17 protein-coding genes are annotated in these 18,830 nt (G+C 53.3%); 7 read left to right on the plus strand and 10 right to left on the minus strand.

Going from position 1 to position 18,830, the window contains the following annotated elements; translation table 11 throughout:
• Window positions 1–35: 35 nt before the first annotated feature.
• The 6 genes from F8R23_RS06475 to F8R23_RS06500 all read left to right on the plus strand — a co-directional run bounded on the left by F8R23_RS06475 (window position 36) and on the right by F8R23_RS06500 (window position 6,414).
• Window positions 36–1,493 (plus strand): serine/threonine protein kinase, encoded by a 1,458-nt coding sequence (locus F8R23_RS06475; protein WP_151415408.1) that lies wholly within the window; start codon window positions 36–38, stop codon window positions 1,491–1,493.
• 81 nt (window positions 1,494–1,574) lie between these two features.
• Window positions 1,575–3,512, plus strand: coding sequence for a type VI secretion system Vgr family protein (locus F8R23_RS06480; protein WP_151415409.1), 1,938 nt, complete (start codon window positions 1,575–1,577; stop codon window positions 3,510–3,512).
• A gap of 13 nt (window positions 3,513–3,525) precedes the next feature.
• Window positions 3,526–4,332 carry a DcrB-related protein gene (locus tag F8R23_RS06485; RefSeq protein ID WP_129938292.1) on the plus strand — a complete coding sequence of 269 codons (807 nt, stop codon included), beginning with the start codon at window positions 3,526–3,528 and terminating at the stop codon, window positions 4,330–4,332.
• 3 nt (window positions 4,333–4,335) lie between these two features.
• Window positions 4,336–5,571, plus strand: a complete 1,236-nt coding sequence (locus F8R23_RS06490) for a polymorphic toxin type 46 domain-containing protein (protein ID WP_151415410.1) — start codon at window positions 4,336–4,338, stop codon at window positions 5,569–5,571.
• Window positions 5,568–5,954 carry an immunity protein Tsi6 family protein gene (locus tag F8R23_RS06495; protein WP_151415411.1) on the plus strand — a complete coding sequence of 129 codons (387 nt, stop codon included), beginning with the start codon at window positions 5,568–5,570 and terminating at the stop codon, window positions 5,952–5,954. The genes F8R23_RS06490 and F8R23_RS06495 overlap by 4 nt, the downstream gene beginning before the upstream one ends.
• Window positions 5,955–6,066: 112 nt before the next feature.
• Window positions 6,067–6,414 carry a hypothetical protein gene (locus tag F8R23_RS06500; protein WP_244953378.1) on the plus strand — a complete coding sequence of 116 codons (348 nt, stop codon included), beginning with the start codon at window positions 6,067–6,069 and terminating at the stop codon, window positions 6,412–6,414.
• Between the two features lie 94 nt (window positions 6,415–6,508).
• Here the strand turns inward: F8R23_RS06500 and kynA are convergent, their stop codons facing one another.
• From kynA to F8R23_RS06550, 9 genes are all read right to left on the minus strand, one after another.
• On the minus strand, window positions 6,509–7,351 hold the full coding sequence (gene kynA, locus F8R23_RS06510) for a tryptophan 2,3-dioxygenase (protein ID WP_061806550.1): 843 nt from the start codon (window positions 7,349–7,351) through the stop codon (window positions 6,509–6,511).
• 199 nt (window positions 7,352–7,550) lie between these two features.
• Window positions 7,551–8,066: a MaoC family dehydratase gene (locus F8R23_RS06515; RefSeq protein WP_099064692.1), complete on the minus strand. Its 516-nt coding sequence runs from the start codon at window positions 8,064–8,066 to the stop codon at window positions 7,551–7,553.
• Entirely contained in the window at window positions 8,060–9,010 is a 951-nt protein-coding gene (locus F8R23_RS06520) for an ornithine cyclodeaminase family protein (RefSeq protein WP_129938295.1), read from the minus strand. The genes F8R23_RS06515 and F8R23_RS06520 overlap by 7 nt, the downstream gene beginning before the upstream one ends.
• Before the next feature lie 2 nt (window positions 9,011–9,012).
• Window positions 9,013–10,014, minus strand: a complete 1,002-nt coding sequence (gene dmpG, locus F8R23_RS06525; RefSeq protein ID WP_112349585.1) for a 4-hydroxy-2-oxovalerate aldolase — start codon at window positions 10,012–10,014, stop codon at window positions 9,013–9,015.
• Window positions 9,998–10,885 (minus strand): acetaldehyde dehydrogenase (acetylating), encoded by an 888-nt coding sequence (locus tag F8R23_RS06530; protein ID WP_129936710.1) that lies wholly within the window; start codon window positions 10,883–10,885, stop codon window positions 9,998–10,000. The genes dmpG and F8R23_RS06530 overlap by 17 nt, the downstream gene beginning before the upstream one ends.
• Window positions 10,882–11,745: an HpcH/HpaI aldolase/citrate lyase family protein gene (locus F8R23_RS06535; RefSeq protein ID WP_129936711.1), complete on the minus strand. Its 864-nt coding sequence runs from the start codon at window positions 11,743–11,745 to the stop codon at window positions 10,882–10,884. The genes F8R23_RS06530 and F8R23_RS06535 overlap by 4 nt, the downstream gene beginning before the upstream one ends.
• Window positions 11,742–12,965 (minus strand): 8-amino-7-oxononanoate synthase family protein, encoded by a 1,224-nt coding sequence (locus F8R23_RS06540; protein WP_129936712.1) that lies wholly within the window; start codon window positions 12,963–12,965, stop codon window positions 11,742–11,744. The genes F8R23_RS06535 and F8R23_RS06540 overlap by 4 nt, the downstream gene beginning before the upstream one ends.
• Window positions 12,965–13,819: a cupin-like domain-containing protein gene (locus F8R23_RS06545; RefSeq protein ID WP_198642218.1), complete on the minus strand. Its 855-nt coding sequence runs from the start codon at window positions 13,817–13,819 to the stop codon at window positions 12,965–12,967. Before F8R23_RS06545 ends, F8R23_RS06540 begins: the two co-directional genes overlap by 1 nt.
• Before the next feature lie 44 nt (window positions 13,820–13,863).
• Complete coding sequence (locus F8R23_RS06550) at window positions 13,864–15,090, minus strand: MFS transporter (RefSeq protein ID WP_129938297.1); 1,227 nt, start codon at window positions 15,088–15,090, stop codon at window positions 13,864–13,866.
• Window positions 15,091–15,697: 607 nt separating this feature from the next.
• Here F8R23_RS06550 and F8R23_RS06555 point away from each other — a divergent pair.
• Window positions 15,698–16,924, plus strand: a complete 1,227-nt coding sequence (locus F8R23_RS06555; RefSeq protein ID WP_129936713.1) for a M24 family metallopeptidase — start codon at window positions 15,698–15,700, stop codon at window positions 16,922–16,924.
• Between the two features lie 273 nt (window positions 16,925–17,197).
• Here F8R23_RS06555 and norR read toward each other — a convergent pair whose 3' ends face one another.
• Complete coding sequence (norR, locus tag F8R23_RS06560; protein WP_129936714.1) at window positions 17,198–18,721, minus strand: nitric oxide reductase transcriptional regulator NorR; 1,524 nt, start codon at window positions 18,719–18,721, stop codon at window positions 17,198–17,200.
• Window positions 18,722–18,830: the final 109 nt, after the last annotated feature.

Below are 18,830 nucleotides of genomic sequence, written 5' to 3' on the forward strand. Positions count from 1 at the left end.
GGCACGGCGGCCATTGTTCACAGAGAGTCATCATTATGTCGGGAACCGGGGTAATCAAACCGAATTCAAACAGCCTGCCGATCGGCTATCGGTTTAATGAGTTCGAGATCAAGGAAGCTATCGGCGAAGGCGGTTTCGGCATCGTCTATCGCGCCTACGATCATCAGTTGGAACGCACCATCGCCATCAAAGAGTACATGCCGACCTCGCTGGCCATGCGTAATGACGATCTGAGCATCGGTTTGCGCGGTGAGCGTTTCAGCAAAACTTTCCAGGCCGGGTTAAACAGCTTTATTCAGGAAGCCCGTCTGCTTGCGCGTTTCTCACATCCAGGGCTGCTGCACGTGCTGCGCTTCTGGGAAGAGAACGGTACCGCCTACATGGGCACCCAGTTTTACAGCGGCACCACCCTGAAGAACCTACAGGCCCAACAGCCGGAGAAAATCGACGAGCCCTGGATCCGCAGGCTGCTGCCGCCGCTGTTCAGTGCCATCAACACCATCCATCAGGAAGGTTATCTGCACCGTGACATTTCCCTGGATAACATTCAGATCCAGGAAAACCAGTTGCCGGTGCTGCTGGACTTTGGTTCGGCGCGCAAAGAGATCGGCAACCTGTCCGACGAAACGGAAATCATGCTGAAGCCGGGCTACGCGCCGATTGAGCAATACACCGAGAACAGCGACGGTGAACAGGGCCCCTGGACCGACATTTACGCTCTGGGTGCCGTGCTGCATACGTTGATCGTCGGTTCACCGCCGCCGGTCAGCGTGGTGCGCAGCATCGAGGACAGCTATCAACCACTGACCGAGCGCCGCCCAACGGGCTATTCACTGGAGCTGCTGCGCACTATCGATCACGCGCTGGCATTGAAACCGGAAGATCGGCCGCAAACCATCGACGAGATGGCGGAACTGTTGCACCTGCCGATTGCCGATGAAAACGAAATCATCAGCACCCCAGTCGCCGCCCCGGAAAACCTGGTGGTGGCCACCAACCCGGCAGCCGGCGCCACAGCGGCAGGCACCGTCACCGCACATAGCATGAAACTCACACGCCCAATGATGGCAGGCGCTGGCGTAGCGGCTCTGTTGGTGGTTGGCATCATCGCCTGGCTGAGCGGCGGCGACAGTAACCCAACGCCGATAGCCGCCAATACCCCGGACAATCCACCAGCGGATCTGCCCTTAGTGCCGCAACAGAGCGCGCCGCAGACGGCGGCCAACCCGTCGCCCGAGCAGCCGCCTGCGGCCCAAACCGCCCCGATGCCTAAGCCGGTGGCGCTGGTGTATTTCAAACTGCAACCCGGCGAACAGGTCAGCCTGGACGGCAAACCCCAGCAGGTGAACGCGGGCAATAACGGTTTCGCCAGCCTGAATCTGGCACCGGGCAGCTATCAGTTGGAAATCCGCCATAACGACCAGTTGCGTCGCCAGCAGCTTAGCATCGATAACGCCGGCACCTGGCTGGTCAACCCGGCCGTCGCCGGTTAACCCCGACGTCTCCAGCCCGCCACTGCAGGCCACACCATTTTCATGAGATTGACGCATGCGTCATTCACAGAGGACGTTCTCATGTTGGATCGTATTATTGCGCATACGCCACTGGGCCCTGAGCCATTGTTGTTCCGTTCGCTGGAAGGGACCGAAGCCCTTTCTACCCCCTTTGATTTCAGCATCGAGCTGCTGAGCAAAAATGCCCGCCTCGACCGCAAGGCCTTGCTCGGCCAACCCTTGACGCTGGAGATCCCTACCCAGGGTTTTCTCAGCCCCCCCCGCTACCTGAACGGCAAGATCACCTCAATCGCCGTCGGCAGCGAAGAGATCGGCGGCACCCGTTATGCAGTGTATAACCTGCACATGCAGCCAGACCTGTGGCCGATGACCAAGGACCGCAACTTCCGCATATTCCAGGAACAGACGGTACCGCAGATCGTCAAAACCCTGCTGACTGAACATAATGTTCAGTTAGAAGACCAGCTCACAGGCGACTACCGTCTGTGGGGCTACTGCGTGCAGTACAACGAGAGCAGCTTCAACTTCATCAGCAGACTGATGGAGCTGGAAGGCATCTATTACTATTTCAAACATGAGATGGGCAAGCACACTCTGGTACTGGGCGATGCGCCCCACCATCATCAGCCCTATCCCGGCTACGAGATGATCCCTTACCATCTGACGCCCTCCGGTGGCAGTACCAGCGAAGAAGGTATCAGCCAGTGGACCTTGTCCGATCACGTGACGCCGGGCATTTACAGTCTCGATGATTACGACTTCCGCAAACCCAACGCCTGGCTGTTTCAGGCGCGTCAGAACCCCGCCTCCCCGACGCCGGGTCAGATTGACGTTTACGACTGGCCAGGCCGCTACACCGAGCATCAGCAGGGGGAGTTCTACGCCCGTATCCGTCAGGAAACCTGGCAGGCCGAGCATCAGCAGATTGAAGGCACCGCCACCGCGCTGGGTATCGCCCCCGGCAGCACCTTCACGCTGTATAACGCGCCGCATGCGGACGACAATCGGGAATACCTGACGCTGCAAGCCAAATATCACCTGAAGGAGAACCGCTACGCCAGCGGCGACGATCAGCACAGCGAGCACCGCATCGATTTCACCGTGCTACCGGCCGATATTCCCTGGCACCCGGCGCAGCAGGCCAGTTGGCCGAAAACTCACGGCCCGCAGACCGCCAAAGTGGTCGGCCCGGCAGGCGAGTCAATCTGGACCGACAAATACGGCCGCATCAAGGTGAAATTCCACTGGGATCGCTTCGGACCCAAAGACGATGGCAGCTCCTGCTGGGTGCGCGTTTCCAGTGCCTGGGCCGGACAGGGTTACGGCGGGGTGCAGATCCCACGCGTCAACGACGAAGTGGTGGTGGACTTTATCAACGGTGACCCGGACCGCCCGATCGTGACCGGTCGCGTGTATAACGACGCCAGCATGCCGCCCTGGGCACTGCCCGCCGCCGCGACCCAAATGGGCTTTATGAGCCGCACCAAGGACGGCACCGCTGACAACGCCAACGCCCTGCGCTTCGAAGATAAAGCCGGTTCGGAACAGGTGTGGATCCAGGCGGAACGCAACATGGACACCCAGGTGAAGAACGACGAGAGCCATAGCATTGACAAGAACCATACGCATTTTGTTGGTGCTAAAGAGGAACAGCGGGTTATCGAAGATCAGACTGTTGGCGTGAAAGGCCACTCAACCATGCTGACTGAGCAAACACGCACAGATAATGTTGTAGGGGCTCTTGTGATTGGTTCTGGAACGTCTATTCGTCTCGAATGTGGCAAAAGCGTATTGGAGTTGACCAAAGATGGCGACATTAATATTACCGGCATTAATTTCAATATTACCGTTGACCAATCAGGCGAAATTAACACATCCAGCGGCAAGCTGAATCTCAACCCTTCGAGTGGCCAGAAGAAAACGGATGCGCCAGGCGACGAACATCAAAAAACAATTCAAAGTCAAATAGACAGTTTTTTCTCACAGGAAGAAAAGTAATACAGGATATTGAATGAGCCATTATTTAACGCAAGAAGCCAGTTTCGAACTGCCCGACGCATTTAAAGACCGGACAATGAACATTTTCACCCTCAGCGAAAACAACGCCAGTGAATTTACCTTTGTTGTTTCACGCGCTAATGCGAGGGTTGAGGATACGCTGCAAAAAGTTGCTGCGCGGTTAACTCAGGATCTTCAGACCACCGTTCAAGGGTTCGCGTTGATATCATCATCTCATGGGGATATAAATCAGCAACCATCCATAGAGATTTTTTACCGTTTCAAGTCTGCAGAAGCACTAATCTGGCAAAAGCAAAACATCGTTCTGCTGAAAGATGAGCTACAAGGCAGAAAAATAGTTTGTTTTATTGGCACCTGTCAAAATAGCTTCAATGACTACTATGACAGACAGTATAAAGGGATTATTGCCAGTATTGTTTTCAATGAAAAAGAGAATGACACTCATGTTCCCGTCATGCTTGCGACCGACTCTGTAGGTAATTTTTTTGTATTTGATACCGACAGTAAAGAACTTTCAGTATTCACAGCTATCAGCGAACTTTATCAACATATCGACCTGAAAAGGGCATTAAACGGCAGCTACCTATTTTACCACTCACTGGGTGAGCCGTTGCATATTGCGCCAGTGTCTACCAACAGCTCAGCTGAATTTACTCGTTATGCGCTATGGACATCCTCTGTCAAAAACAACCAGCATCTTTCATCGATACTGTTGCTCTGTCGATCTGTTAATGGGCCACAAGAACTAAACAATCCCGAGCAAATTGCGGAGTATCTTCGGGCCGCCAGGGAGCCTTAACCCATGAGTGAGCTTAGTGCAGCGCGAGAGTTGGATGAAATAGCCCATACTGCGTCCGAAGGCTGGATGATCGCCGGGTTGATTGGCGGCGCGATTGTCGGTGCCGCACTAATCGCCGTTACTGGTGGCACGGCTGCGGTCGCTGTCGCCGCCGTAGTTGCAGGCGCTTCTGCCGGAGGCGGACTTGGTGAAGTGCTGGGCAGCATGTCCTGGGCACCTCGCCATGTCACCGGGGTACTTGCCGACGGCTCACCGAATGTCTACATCAATGGTAGACCTGCCATACGCGCGCATATCTCAACAGGAGAATGCAGTGAAGATGGCCCGGCCAAAAAGGTCGTTGCCCAAGGCTCGGCCAAAGTCTATATCAATGATTTCCCTGCGGCCCGTATCAATGATTTGCTGGCATCTAGCGCCGAAATTCACACGGGTTCACCTAACGTCATTATTGGCGGCGAGCAAGAGCAAACGGATGATATTGAACCAGAGATCCCCGACTGGGTGAACTGGACGCTGCTTGCGGCGGGTGCCGGTGCCACTGCCATACTCGCCACCCCTGCCATAGCCATACTGGGTACACTGGGCGGATTGGGAGGCGGTTTCGCAGGCAGTTTAATTGGCGGTGCTTTCTTCGGTGAAGGCAGTGATGGTCAGAAATGGTCAATGCTGGCGGGAGGATTCGTCGGCGGATTTGCCGGCGGGAAAGGCGGTGCTAAGTTTGATGCATTCAGGCAAACAAAGGCAGTTAGTGCTCGTCGTGCTTACTTGAATGAAAAATTTGGGAGAACCGGCGATTTAAATAAAGACATATATATTAGAGGAAATGTGGAAAAAGTAACAAACTTCATGAAGAAACAAGGGATTACTGAAAACAAAGTACCTGAATACATGGAAGGTATAAATCTAAATGAACGAGTTAGCATTGAATCAGTAAATAGAGGGAAACTCGCTTACCAAAATCAAGTTGCCGGAAACTGGCAAGGTAATTGGTACTCCTTAGACAAAAACACGCCGCCAACAAAATTAGGAATCAATCCCGAAGGTAATATTTACGGAACGGAAACTAAAGCGTCTAAAGTTACCACATCCTATCAAGCACATCAGTCTGTAGAAATGTTACGAAGCACAGCAAATCCGGCATTGGACACTTGGTCAATACCAAAAGAACCTTTCCAGACAGAAGGCGGTGGGATACAATGGTTTAGTACAAATAAAGATGTATGGAGTAAAATAGAATGAATAAAATCACCACTTTAGATTACATAAATCGAGCACTTAACTTGGCAAGAAAACGGCATGCACATATTTTACAGATGCAAGGTGGCGAAAGTCTCGAACCGATGTACAACTCTATCGTTCAACAACTCATCTATCTACGCCGAGTCGTTATCGGTGAGGAAAAGAACAAATCCAAACTTTGGGAACTCACTTTCGGAATGTATGCGACCAAAGAATTTGAGGCGACAGATCCGATTTTTGAGGATAGATTAGGCGATGCTTTCTATATTGCCTCTCAAGTCAGAAAAGGGCTTAAAGTGCAATTACCTCACCAAGTAGATCCTAATTTCGTAACAAAACAACAATCTCTCAAAGCTACCTACCCTGACGATTTTGAAGACTAGAGCTGATTTGTTAATAATTCCGAACACAGAAGTTTAATAGTTATCACTTTGCAAAAGTGTAATTAATTACTTCTCCGTTATACCTATTGTGGTATGACATATTCCCAGAAAATTGATATGTTACGCATTCGAACGTGACAACCTGCACCGTGAACTGAGCCGCACTCAGGGCCGACTGACCAGCCGGCTGCACTATGATCGGCTCGGGCGCAAAGATCGCCGGGAAATTTTTAACGATAACCGCCAACACCCTGCCCCGGCCAGCAGCTCGCGGCAGTGGTTCTACGACTATCAGAACAACCTGACGCGCGAAGAACAGAACGCCAACCCGTTCGCCTATCAGCGCTATCACTACGATGCCGCAGGCCGCCTGCTAAGCCAGGACGGCACCTTGCCGGACACCGAGCGCTACCGCTACGACCCGGCCTCCAACCTGTTGGATGAAGGTCATTGCGGGTAAGGGCCGACGACCCGCAAGCCCACCACGGTTTCTGCCGCTTTATCTTCAATTCTTATCGCCATCACGACCCCCTCGCACTATTACGGGATAAAGCTTAGGCACCAATCTCGGTGCGCACATCCAGCAGTTCCGGGAAGAAGGTCAGCTCGAGCGCTTTTTTCAGGAAACTGACGCCGCTGGAGCCGCCGGTGCCGGTTTTAAAGCCAATGATCCGCTCCACCGTCTTCATATGGCGGAAACGCCACAGGTGGAAGCTTTCTTCTATATCCACCAGCTTCTCGGCCATTTCATAGGCTTCCCAATACTTTTGCGGATGATCGTAGATCTCTTTAAATGCCGGCAACAGGTTCGGGTTACGCTGGTAAGGCTGCGTCCAGTCACGTTCGATACACTCTTGCGGAATAGGCAGGCCGTGGCGTGACAGGTAAAGCAGATATTCATCGTACAGGCTGGGTGCTTCAAGGATCGCCTTCAGCGCAGCGTGTTTTTCCGCATCGTTGCTGAACACCGCCAGCATGGCGGCATTCTTGTTGCCCAGCAAAAATTCAATCGAGCGGTACTGATGGGATTGAAAACCCGATGAATTGCCCAGCACATCGCGGAATTCAACGTACTCCGACGGCGTCAGAGTTTCCAACACGGCCCACTGCTCAAACAGCAGCCGCTGGATCTGTTTGACCCGGGCCAGAATTTTGAAGCAGTGGCTGAGTTTGTCCTGCTGCACCAGTGCCCGCGCCGCCTGCAACTCGTGCAACATTAACTTCATCCACAGTTCAGAGGTCTGGTGCTGCACCACAAACAGCATCTCATCATGATGCTGTGGGTTCGACAACGGATGTTGGCAGTCCAGCAGTTGATCCAGGCACAGGTAGTCACCGTAGCTCATGCGTTTGGAAAAATCGGTGACAATCGCGCTTTCTAATTCCCGTTTGTTCATCTGTTCTCTCCGCTGCGCCCACGACCGGAAGCGGTGTGTAGCGTGCTGCAAACAGAAAACATAGTACAGAACCCTCAGGCCTGAAGGACTATCAACCAGAGTTGCCACGCAGATCTCAGGCTGGGTGGCAGCACATTCATTTCAATGGTTTTTCCTGCTCATCCCCGCTGCGGTTATCAACGGGAATGAGTCGCCCTGTCTAATCCCGCGCAGATGAAGATTGGGCGGCAATATACTCCCGGCGCAGAACCATAAAGGATCTTTCGAAGGTGATCACCGTTTCGCCCGTGGATTTGATGCCCAGAGTTTCTACCGTGATAATGCCTTTATTCGGTTGGGATTTTGAAGGGCGTTTTGCCAGAATTTTGCTGGTGGCATAGAGCGTGTCACCGACAAAAAGCGGATCTTTCAAACGCACTTTTTCCCACCCCAGATTAGCGACGGCCCTGGCAGACAGGGCCTGTACGGTCATTCCGCTGACCAACGCCAGGGTAATGCTGCTGTTCACCAATACGCGGCCATATTCAACCTGGGCGCCATAGGCCTGATCGAAATGCAAAGGATGCTGGTTCATCGTCAGCAAGGTTAGCCAAGTATTGTCGGCCTCGGATAACGTGCGCCCCGGCCAGTGTTTGATGGTCATTCCCGGCTCGAAGTCCTCGTAATCCCCACCGTGTTCTTCAACATACTCATTTTCGCCAACTCGTCTTAGCATGACCTTTTCTCCCTGGATGGATACAGTGCAATCGCCGCTGCCGTGTCTTCAATCGCCAGCCCCACGCTGCGAAACAATGTTGTCTGCCCTTCTCTTGCCGCAACCTCGCCAAGAATGACGGCGCCGAGTTCATTTAGATCTTCAGGTTGAATGTAGCCCTGCGTGAGGGCGCTGCGCACTTCTCCTGCGTCTTCCTGAGCGGCAGCGGCGGTTTCCACCACTACAAACGCCGTCTTCAGCAAGCTGGGTTCAACCTCAATAGCCTCTTCGTGGGTCCCACCAATAATGTTCAGATGCGCCCCCGGCGCTATCCAACCGGCCTCGATCAGCGGCTCACAAGCGCTGGTGGATGTGGTCGTACAAATAATCTCCGCCCCCTGCACCGCCTCGAATGCGCTATTGCACAGAGTGACTCTGGCTTTCGTCACCGAGCGTGCCCACCGTGCAAACTCTTCGGTTCTGGTCGGCGTGCGGGAAAAAATCCGCACCCTGCGGATCGGGCGGACGGCAAGCATCGCCAACAGCACGGCCCGGGCCTGCACTCCTGCGCCCAAAATGGCCAGATCCCCGGCATTTGCATTGGCACACAACTGGGTCGCCAAACCGGCAACCGCGCCGGTTCGTACTGCGGTTAAGCTCGCACCATCGAGTAATGCCAGCATCTGGCCACTATCGACGTCGGTCAGCACCACCACCCCGTGGATCAATGGAAGGCCATGTTCGGCGTTCCCCGGCGTGAGGGTAGTAATTTTGACACTGGCAACGCCGCGCTTCATCCAGCTTGCCGGGCTGATCAACATTTCAGAACGACCGTGGTTCAGCAAGGTTCGCGGCGGAGATTGTTCTTTACCGCTGCGTAAGTCCTGGAACACTTCACTCAGGGTCGCCATCACCTGCCGCAGTCGGTCCTCACCCGCCATTTCGGCAGCGTTTATCATTTGCATCGTCACAAGATTGCCCTCTTCAACTCGGCGACAACCTCAACGATCAGGTCTTCTTGCCCGGCAATAACCTGTCGCCTTCCCAGTTCGAAGAACACGTCGCGCGCATCCACCCCGGCGCTGCCAGCATGGTTCAGTACCGGGTTTTTGAAGCCGGAAAATACGCCGGCCAGCCCGCTGACGATGCCCAGAGAGTCAATCATCGGAGGAACCACCATTAACTCCCGAGCGGCAAGATCGGCGGCATCCAGAAAATGATAGAGATCGATGCCGGTGTTATACCCCAGGCGTTCCAATACCGGGATCAGCACTTCCAGTTGGGTATTACCCGCCCCCGCACCAAACCCGCGAGCACAACCATCAATAATGCCGGCCCCCGCCTGGGCGGCCGCCACCGAGTTCGCCACCGCCATACCCAAATTGTTATGCGCGTGGAAAATCAGCGGCACCTCTACCTGCATGCGCATTGCAGCAATACGTGCTGTGACATCCTGCGGCAAAAGACTGCCGGCCGAATCCATGATGCCGACCGCCTGAGCCCCATAACCCACCAATAACTCAGCCTGTTCGGCTAACTCGGCAGGGGTGGCCATATGACTCATCATCAGCACCGCATGAGCCTCCGCACCCTGTTCACGCAGCCAGCCCAGGTGACGTTCAGCCAGCGTAGCCTCGGTACAATGCGTGCCGATACGCACCACATCGGTGCCGCAGGCCAGGGCTTTCGACAGGTCAGCGCTGGTGCCCCAACCGGGAAGCATAAACACCCCCATCTTGCTGTTTTGCAAAGACTCTCGCACCGTAGTCAGCATGGCTTCGTCACTCAGTGCCGCACGGCCCACCTGATAGGAGGAAGCCCCCAGCCCGTTACCGTGGCCGACTTCAACAATCGCCACGCCGGTTTTATCTGCCGCGGTGGCGTAGCTTCGCAACTGCGCCGCAGTAAGTTGGTGTTTTACCGCATGCTGCCCATCGCGCAGGGTTGAGTCGTTAATGAGAATAGTCATTGGTCACCTCCGCTTTATTTCGATAGTGCGCATACTGTTCGGCGACCAGAATGGCTGCGGAATTGATCAGGTCCAGGTTACCCGCATATTCAGGCATTACCTTACTGCTGGCGGTCACCTCCAGAGAGACAGATACTCGCCCTTCGGTGACCTTGAGCGCCGTTAATCGATAACCCGCCGAAAATTCCCGCACTGCCGCCGCCGCCGCGGTGACCACCGGGGTTATCTGTTCTGCCGTCACGCCGGGGATATCGGCAAAAATAGTGACTCTAAACATGGCAGGCGGGGTTGCCGGACTGATATTGAGGATCGCCTTGGTGTTTGCCACGCCAGTGAAAGCGCTGAGCGCAATCTGCGTAGTCTCTACGTATTCATCGATGTTGATACGCGTTGCTCGCCCCAAAATATTGCTGGCTACGGTCGCCACCACCTCGATGTCGTTAATTTGGAAATGCCGGCTAAGGGCATGCAGAATGGGGATCGACGCCTGCCCGCCACAGCTGATCAAGCTGACGTTGCGATCGGCCAGCGCTTCGGTGCCGGTTACCGTAGGAACTATCATTTTGCCCAGGTGGCTGGGGGTCAGGTCGATCAGCAACGTACCCAGCGGGCGAAGCAGCTCCCAGTGTTTGACGTGCGACATCGCGTTAGTGGCGTCGAATACCACATCGAACGGCTTGGGTGCGGCCAGAATAGCGTCAATCCCTCCGGCACTGGTCGGGCAGCCCAGCTTGGCCGCGATTTCAAGACCGGCGGAATCCTTGTTACGCCCTGCCAGCAGCCCACAATGCAGCCAGGGCGAACGATGAATTTTATTGACCAGATCCATGCCGATGGCTCCGGTCCCGATGACGGCAACGGAGAGAGTCATGAGTTCCCCCGGTTGAAACGTTCAGCCCAGGCTTTGCCTAGTTGCAACGTGGTGTGGGCCATACGCGCAAAAGGTGGCCCCACCATGTGTCCGTCCAGTAAGGCAATGCCTCCGGCGGCGGCCTTGACCGCGTCAGTGATCCGGGATGCGGCCAATAGCGCGCCCTCATTGGGTCGCAATGCTGAATTGATCGGCTCAAGTTCGCTGGGGTGGACGGTAGCTTTACCGTGGAAACCCAGATCCTTGATGTTCTGAATTTCGCTGGCCAGCACCTCCGGCTCAGAAAGCCGGTAGTTGGCGGTATCAATACAGCCAATACCGTGTCTGGCACTGGCCAAAACCATCGCCTGACGCGCCGCCAGCATTCCGGACCAGGTGATTGGCACGCCAAGCGTAGCCGCCAAATCCGCAGAGCCAAAAACCAAGCCATCGGCTACGGCCGCGACGTCATCGAGATCGGTAATGGCTTCAACCGTCTCTATCGTCAGGTAAATTTCCGGATACTTGCCCGCTGAGGCAAAAGTCTCTCGCAGAAAAATCACCTCGGCAGGTGACCTGACCATCGACATAACGATAAAACCCGGCGTGGCAACGCCGGTGCTTAGCATCACCAAATCATGCAAAGCATCAATCGTACCCAGTGCGTTAATGCGTACAGCTATATTCGCCGACGCTGGGGCACTATCAAGGGCGGTGCGGCAGATGATCCGCCCTTCCGCTTTCAATGGACCCGGGACCGAGTCTTCCAAATCGATCAGATGAACATCGGCGTCATAAGACAGGGCCTTGACCACCCGGTTGAGTGATAAGGCCGGGGTATACAGAATGCTGCGTGGAATAGCGCGTGTGATATCCGTCATTGGGGAGCCCTTACTTCAGCGAGTATCTTGCACAAACGGCGAATCTGATCTTCTGTTTGCCCGGCACGCATCATCACCCGCAGGCCTGCCGTGCCTTTCGCAACGATCGGGAAGAATACCGGCGAGACATAAAAACCGGCCTCTATCACCTTGCGACCTTCGCTGATCACCGTTTCATCGCTCATCGGCACCAGACGGATCGGGTAGCTATTGCCACTCTGCTCTGTCGGAACCAGTGAGTCGAACAGGGCAATGTTGTCGTACAGCTTCTTCTGCAATACCGGCAATTCAGCCGTGCGGTGAATTTCGGCCGAAGCCAGGCTGGCACCGATGGCCGCCGTGTTCAGATTTTGCGAATAGTTGAGCCCACCACCGAAGCGTTCTACCAGGCGCAGCATTTGCTGCGAATAGCCATTGAGCAGTATGGCCGCGCCGCTGGTGCCGAAAGCCTTGTTAAGGGTGACCACCATAACGGTGTTCTCATTCAGTGCCGGACTGTGCGAGCGAACATAGCCGACTCCACGTTCGCCATAGGCGGAAATAGAATGTGAATCATCGTAGAACACCATCAGGCCGTATTTGTCCTGCAGTTCGGCCAACTCTTTAACCGGCGCATAGCCGCCCAGGCTATCGCTGCCGTCAACCACGTAGCAGACCCGTTCATATTTCTTACAGCAGTCCTTAATGAACTCCAGATCGTGGTAATTGCAGGTGACAACCTCGGTTTCATCGGCACAGGCGGGTTTGGCTGCGGCCAACGACACATGAGCGTGCTTATCGAAAATCATTAACGGGCGAGCACCGTTGCCCAAATGCCCGGAGGCGATCAGCGGCAGCAGCCCGCCACTGATGCTGCTGGCCGACACGCCACTGAGAACATCGGCCTGGAACAGTTCACCAAGCGATTCCTCCAGCTCCTTCAGTACCGGCAGTTGAACCCGGCTACGGGCGATGCAATGATCCAGCACGCCATAGCGACGTACCGCGTCGATGGCCCCTTCTACCACCTTAGGATGCGAGTCCAGGTTCAGATAGGAGCAGCAGCTAAAATTGACAAATTGATGACCACTCGGGGTGGACAGGAGATCGTTTTCAAGTCCGGCGACGATCCCTGCGAGTCCGTTCTGCTCTGACATATCCCAGAAGGGATTACCAATACCGATAGCTTTGTCGTTGTTGCGATAGTGGTTGGTTGGCATGATCTTCTTACGGCTGGTCATCAAATTCCTTCCTTCTTGGCAGGTTCGGGTTGATAGTTATAAATGCCTTTGAACTTACGGTAGGCGGCCGTGTAGAGCGCGGAATACAGAACATAAGGCCTGCGCAGGATTTTCAGATCCCACAGCCAAAAATTAACGTTGATATTCAGGTCGTCTAACGACTCGGCCTGGTGCCACCATCCCAGTGGCAAATACAGCATTTCACCGGGCTCCAGAATAAAATCGCGACGCTGCGGGGATTTCGCTGCCAGCCGTGGGAAACGCTGTGGGTCAATGTTGTTAAAATCGAAGGCCTGCGATTTGTCGCCAAATCCCTTTAAGATAGAACGCGGGTAATAATCGCGTCGGCCGGGTGGATAAAGGATGAATCGTTTTCTTCCCTGCAGGGCGATATTAAAGTTCTCGAGTTCATCGAAGTGACTTTGGGTAAATACACCGTGGTAACTTATCCATAAATTGGCCGCATTCAGACCACGACGGGAAGCCAGTAGCGAAAATGCATCGAAGCCGAGAAGTGTATTGATGTCTTCTGGCCGGTGCATAATATTGGAAACCACGCGATACCAAGTGCTGTTGTCTTGCTGGTATTCTTTATTTTCCAGAAAGCCACGCAGTTGAATCTTCATGGTCTGCCATCGTTCGGTATTTTCCTTATTACTGGCTTCCCGGAACAAGGTGACATTGTCATCACCTAACCGTTGAGCAATAAGGTCATTAGCGCTACAGCTGGTATCAAGTGGCAGATCGGTAATAATCACAGGAACGTCGGCCCGGAAAACAGCCTCAATCCCCAGCGCGACAAATTCATTAAAGGTAATACGTGGTACGGGAATACCCGTGGTTAACTGATTCACGATGGCCGTTTTCCTGTCTCGGTAATAATAATGAGAGAACCCGCTTAAATGGGGCTGGGTAGTGATTTCTTACTGAGTAGTGACTGGCTGAACAGACTGGCTAATAAGGCGAGCATGCCAGCGGCCAAAGCGATCCAGGCGACCTGAGCAGCCCCGGTTTGATCTGAAAGTTGCCCGCCGACCGACACTCCCAGGGAAAACCCCAACCAACCCGCACTGGACAGCCAGGAGAAGCCTTCTGACAGGCAGCCTTTGGGCGTTAACGATTCCAGCAGGTTACTGCAGGTGATTAATAACGGCGCCACCGATAAACCGGCAATAAAAGCGGAGAACCCCATGACGATCGGGGAACTGGTGAACACCAGGGGAACAGTACCGGCACACAGCGTGGCAGAGGTGAGTAACAGCAGCCGTGGCTGCGGTATAGACCAGTTCATGGCACCATAGCAGAGCCCTCCCACCAGGCTGCCCGCGGCACAAATAGACAACAACACGCCAGCCAGCGTGGGATTGCCTGCCTCTTTGGCAAAGGCGATCATCATCACATCGATCGAGCCAAGAAATATCCCCACCGCTGCATAGGAGATCATCAGGCTACGAACCCAGGCCATGCTAATGGCTCTGCGGTTTTTTTCATCGACCCTTTGCACAACAACTGGTTCTGAACGCCGATGCAGCACCAGTGCCATCGAACCACTGAAGGTGAATATGGCGCATAAAACCAACCCCGCAGCGGGATGTAATACCGTGGCTAAAACAATGGCGACCAGCGGCCCCAACAAGAAAATAATCTCATCGAGTACGGTTTCTAAAGCATAAGCGGTTCGCAGAGCCTCATCGGTGACCATTGCCGCCCAACGGGTGCGAATAAAGCCATCTACCGGCACTGACGAGCAACCAATACCCATAGCGGCGGCCATGATTGCCCATAAGTGGGCATTAAGAAAGGCCAGGGCAATCAGTAAAGCTATGGCCATAACGTGGCAACAACAGGTAACAATAAGCACTTTGCGTTGGCTGAATCGGTCGGCAAAGCCCCCGAGTATCGGGCTGGCCAAAGCCTGGGTAATCATTAAGGTTCCTGCGACGGTACCCGCGATCCACAGCGAATTGGTAGTAGCAGATAACAACATAATGCAACTTATAGAACGCATCGCCACCGGAAAGCGAACTAATAGCCCAAACAAAGAAAGCACGGCATGCCCGGGACCAGACAGTAATCGGGTATAGGAACCAAAACTGAATTTAGACTCAACGGCATTTGTTTCCATAAAGTACTCTCAATAATAAAATCGCTTATGCCCAAGCAACTGGATATATCAACAACAATATATCCCCTCACTTATCAGGTTAGGTTTTCGCAATAGAGAAAATAATTGCAAATTTTATTTATGCGTGACGGCGCGAGTGTCTAATAACACGCTAATACATTAAAATAGTCCGTTTAAAACTTGGTTATTTATACATCGTTAGCATTGAAATTATCGTGATGAACAATGATTCATTCACTACTGGGTAAAAGTAAAAATTCCTTATAAATTTATTTAATACGATGGGCATTAACAATTAGCAACGCTAATCATTATTTACAAGAGCGTTTTTGCATCATGTTGATGCGTTATTGCATTATCAAGTAAATAGAATCAGTTACAGATGGATTAAGGGGTAAATGTAATTTTTGGTTCGCCCGCAGCGCCTTTTACAGCAGAATCTGTCGGGTAAAACCAGGACACAACATTGCCGAAGGTAAAACTGTGCTGTAATCGGCATCTTTCTTATCTATTGGAGCCAAGTATTGTCGCTGCGGTTTATTTATGATGAAGGTTTGGCGCGCTGGGACATTGGCCCTGATATTGAACATTATGCGAGGAGAAAAACATGGCTACAGGCATTGGCGGTTGCACGGCGCAACAGGCCCTGGAACAACTGCAACCGTTAACGGATAATCCGCCTGCAATCGCCGCCGGAGAGTATCGGCAACGTATTCAACACGCACAGCGCCTGATGCGCGAAAACGGCATTGACGCCTGCTATGTCAATGCGGGCAGCAACCTGCTGTATTTTACCGGTACTCCGTGGTCACCGAGCGAACGCATGGTCGGTGCAGTGATCCCGGCCGAAGGTGAAATCGCCTATATCGCCCCCTGGTTCGAGATCGGCACCTTCAAAGACGCACAGGTGATAGAAGCAGAAATTTTTAGCTGGCATGAGGAAGAAGATCCCTATCGACTGTTCTTCAGCGTGCTGGCTTCGCGCGGGCTGACAGGTGCTGGCCGCCAGCACAAAGTGGCGATTTGCGAAACCGCTTCGGTCACGCTGTTCCTCGGTCTGCAACAGTATGCCGGCGATATCAGGCTGATCAGTGCCCAGCCGATCACCGGCCATTGCCGCAGCCGTAAATCGGCGACGGAAATCGCGCTGATGCAAACTGCCAATAATATTACTCTGCGGGTGCAGCAGGCAGCCGCCAGTATATTACGCCCTGGCATCACCGCCAGCGAACTGATCGACTTCGTCGATAAAGCCCACCGTAAAATGGGCACCAGTGGCTCTTATTTCTGTATTGCGCTATTCGGCTCCGATAGCGCGTTTCCGCATGGCGTGAAGCAACCCAAACCGCTGAAAAACAATGATATCGTGCTGCTGGATACCGGTTGCCGCTACAAGGGTTACCTGTCCGATATCACCCGTACCTATGTGTACGGCGAAGCTAACGAACGACAGCGTTTCGCCTGGCAGGCGGAACATGAGGCACAGGCCGCCGCGTTTGCCGTTATCGCGCCCGGTGTGCCCTGCCATAAAGTGGATGACGCGGCGCGCGATGTGCTGGTCTCTTATGGCTTTGGGCCGGACTATCAGCTGCCGGGCCTGCCGCATCGCACCGGGCACGGTATCGGACTGGATATTCATGAAGCCCCGTATCTGATCCGCAAACAGCAGCAACCGCTCGATGTCGGCATGTGCGCCAGCATCGAACCTATGCTGTGCCTGCCGGGCGAGTTTGGTATCCGCCTTGAAGACCATTTTTACGTCACTGAAGACGGTGCTCGCTGGTTTACCCCGCCGGCAACATCCCTTGATGATCCATTTGATTTAGCCGGATGATCATCCGCCGGGCGGCGATGCCGCTCGGATTAGAATATAATATTAATATCGACCATGTTTAATAAAACCATTTAATTATACAATTTAGTGCAATCACTAATTAAAATTTTCGCCATCCGCGTGAAATAGCTCTTGATATAAAAATAGTTGCGAGTTAAAAAATCAACCGTCCATTTCAAATGCGAATATAAGAATAAATTATATATTCAAATGGAATTGATGATGAAAAAAATTGATGAGGGAAATAATTAGTGAATATTATAAAAGGCACACTTATTTAATATTCAATCGCTTGGCAAGTCGATGCAAGTTACCGCTGTCCAGGTTCAATTTACGTGCGGTCGCCGCCCAGTTCATCTCACATTGCGCCAAGGTTTTCTCAATCACGCTGCGCTGGAAATGTTGCGTCATTGTCGCGAGATCCGCCTCAATAGCCGTCTCTGGCAGTGCTTCGTCACTGATCCCGGTCGGCAAAGAGCCGGCCTTTATAGTGAAATGCGCCGGCAACAGTTGTAGCTCGCTGCTGTTTTGCTCCGCACGAGCTAAAATCGCAGCCCGATAGATTACATGTTCCAGTTCGCGAATATTCCCCGGCCATGAATACTGCTCGAGCGTGAATAATGCTTCTGCGCAGAGCGTTAACTGCGCCAAACCCAGCTTGATACGGCAACGTTCGCAAAAGTACCCCGCCAGCAGAGCAATGTCGCTGGCTCGCTCGCGCAACGGTGGCACGAACAGCGGAAACACGCTCAGCCGATGGTATAAATCCAGCCGGAATGCCCCATCAACTGCCGCCTGTTTGAGATTCCGATTAGTGGCCGCTAAAATTCGTACATTAACGCGCTTGACCCGATCATCCCCCACTCGCTGAAGATCGCCGTATTGGATCACCCGCAATAGCTTGGCCTGCAGCGACAGTGAAAGCTCACCAATCTCATCGAGAAACAGAGTGCCATTGTCTGCCATTTCAAATTTGCCGGCGCGGTGTTGAATAGCACCGGTAAATGCCCCTTTGACGTGGCCGAACAGTTCGCTTTCCGCCACGCTTTCCGGCAGAGCAGCGCAGTTAAGGTAGACCAGCGGGTTGGCAGCCCGCGCCGATCCCTGATGGATCGCCCGCACCACCAGCTCTTTACCTACCCCGGTCTCTCCGGTGATCAAAACGTTGAGCTCGGAACCGGCAACGATGCTGATTTCCTGCTTGAGTTGCTGCATAACCGGCGAAAGTCCGATGATCTCATCATTTTCTCTAGGCGCGCTTACCCCTTGCGATGCCAGCGGAGACAACGCCTGCCTCTCCAGAGCTTCAACCAATAACGCATTGTTTAGCGCCCCCGCCGCTAATGCACTGATTAACCGTAGTTCTTCATCGCTGAAGCGATCAAATTGCAGCGGGTCCAGACTGTCAAAAGTCAATGCACCGATTAAATCCTGTTCGGCAAACAAGGGCAGTCCAATGCAGGCATGAACCTTAAGTTGGTCATGCCCGGGGATCAAACCATCGTAGGGGTCCGGTAAATCGCTATCCGCGGGGAAACGCACCACATCACCGGCGCGGGCAATCGCTTCCAGGCGCGGATGGGCATCCAGCGCAAAGCGTCGCCCCAGAACATCCTGAGCCAAACCGTCAATCGCCAATGGGCGGAACTGCTGCCCTTCAAAACGCAGTAAAGCCGAAGCATCACAGCGCAGTAGCCGGCGCAGACTGTTGATCAGGCGTTGAAAGCGGTCGCCTTGTGTCAGGCCGCTTTGTAATTCGATAGCGATGGTGGCGAGGGACTGTATGGAGAGGGTCATAATTGTCATTCCGACACTTAATTGTCATATAGACAATATTACACCTATGTCAGAATGACACCAATGAATTATTATTACATAAAAAACAATATCATAAAAACTGGCACGC

Source organism: Serratia proteamaculans (assembly GCF_008830365.1).
Lineage (GTDB): Bacteria > Pseudomonadota > Gammaproteobacteria > Enterobacterales > Enterobacteriaceae > Serratia > Serratia proteamaculans.

What these genes read in the sequence shown, in the direction of transcription:
- norR (WP_129936714.1), bottom strand. Translation starts at nt 18,721, where the DNA reads ATGACCCTCTCCATACAGTCCCTCGCCACCATCGCTATCGAATTACAA.
- F8R23_RS06555 (WP_129936713.1), top strand. Translation starts at nt 15,698, where the DNA reads ATGGCTACAGGCATTGGCGGTTGCACGGCGCAACAGGCCCTGGAACAA.
- F8R23_RS06490 (WP_151415410.1), top strand. Translation starts at nt 4,336, where the DNA reads ATGAGTGAGCTTAGTGCAGCGCGAGAGTTGGATGAAATAGCCCATACT.
- F8R23_RS06550 (WP_129938297.1), bottom strand. Translation starts at nt 15,090, where the DNA reads ATGGAAACAAATGCCGTTGAGTCTAAATTCAGTTTTGGTTCCTATACC.
- F8R23_RS06530 (WP_129936710.1), bottom strand. Translation starts at nt 10,885, where the DNA reads ATGACTCTCTCCGTTGCCGTCATCGGGACCGGAGCCATCGGCATGGAT.
- F8R23_RS06515 (WP_099064692.1), bottom strand. Translation starts at nt 8,066, where the DNA reads ATGCTAAGACGAGTTGGCGAAAATGAGTATGTTGAAGAACACGGTGGG.
- F8R23_RS06495 (WP_151415411.1), top strand. Translation starts at nt 5,568, where the DNA reads ATGAATAAAATCACCACTTTAGATTACATAAATCGAGCACTTAACTTG.
- kynA (WP_061806550.1), bottom strand. Translation starts at nt 7,351, where the DNA reads ATGAACAAACGGGAATTAGAAAGCGCGATTGTCACCGATTTTTCCAAA.
- F8R23_RS06475 (WP_151415408.1), top strand. Translation starts at nt 36, where the DNA reads ATGTCGGGAACCGGGGTAATCAAACCGAATTCAAACAGCCTGCCGATC.
- F8R23_RS06480 (WP_151415409.1), top strand. Translation starts at nt 1,575, where the DNA reads ATGTTGGATCGTATTATTGCGCATACGCCACTGGGCCCTGAGCCATTG.
- dmpG (WP_112349585.1), bottom strand. Translation starts at nt 10,014, where the DNA reads ATGACTATTCTCATTAACGACTCAACCCTGCGCGATGGGCAGCATGCG.
- F8R23_RS06520 (WP_129938295.1), bottom strand. Translation starts at nt 9,010, where the DNA reads ATGCAAATGATAAACGCTGCCGAAATGGCGGGTGAGGACCGACTGCGG.
- F8R23_RS06540 (WP_129936712.1), bottom strand. Translation starts at nt 12,965, where the DNA reads ATGACCAGCCGTAAGAAGATCATGCCAACCAACCACTATCGCAACAAC.
- F8R23_RS06485 (WP_129938292.1), top strand. Translation starts at nt 3,526, where the DNA reads ATGAGCCATTATTTAACGCAAGAAGCCAGTTTCGAACTGCCCGACGCA.
- F8R23_RS06535 (WP_129936711.1), bottom strand. Translation starts at nt 11,745, where the DNA reads ATGACGGATATCACACGCGCTATTCCACGCAGCATTCTGTATACCCCG.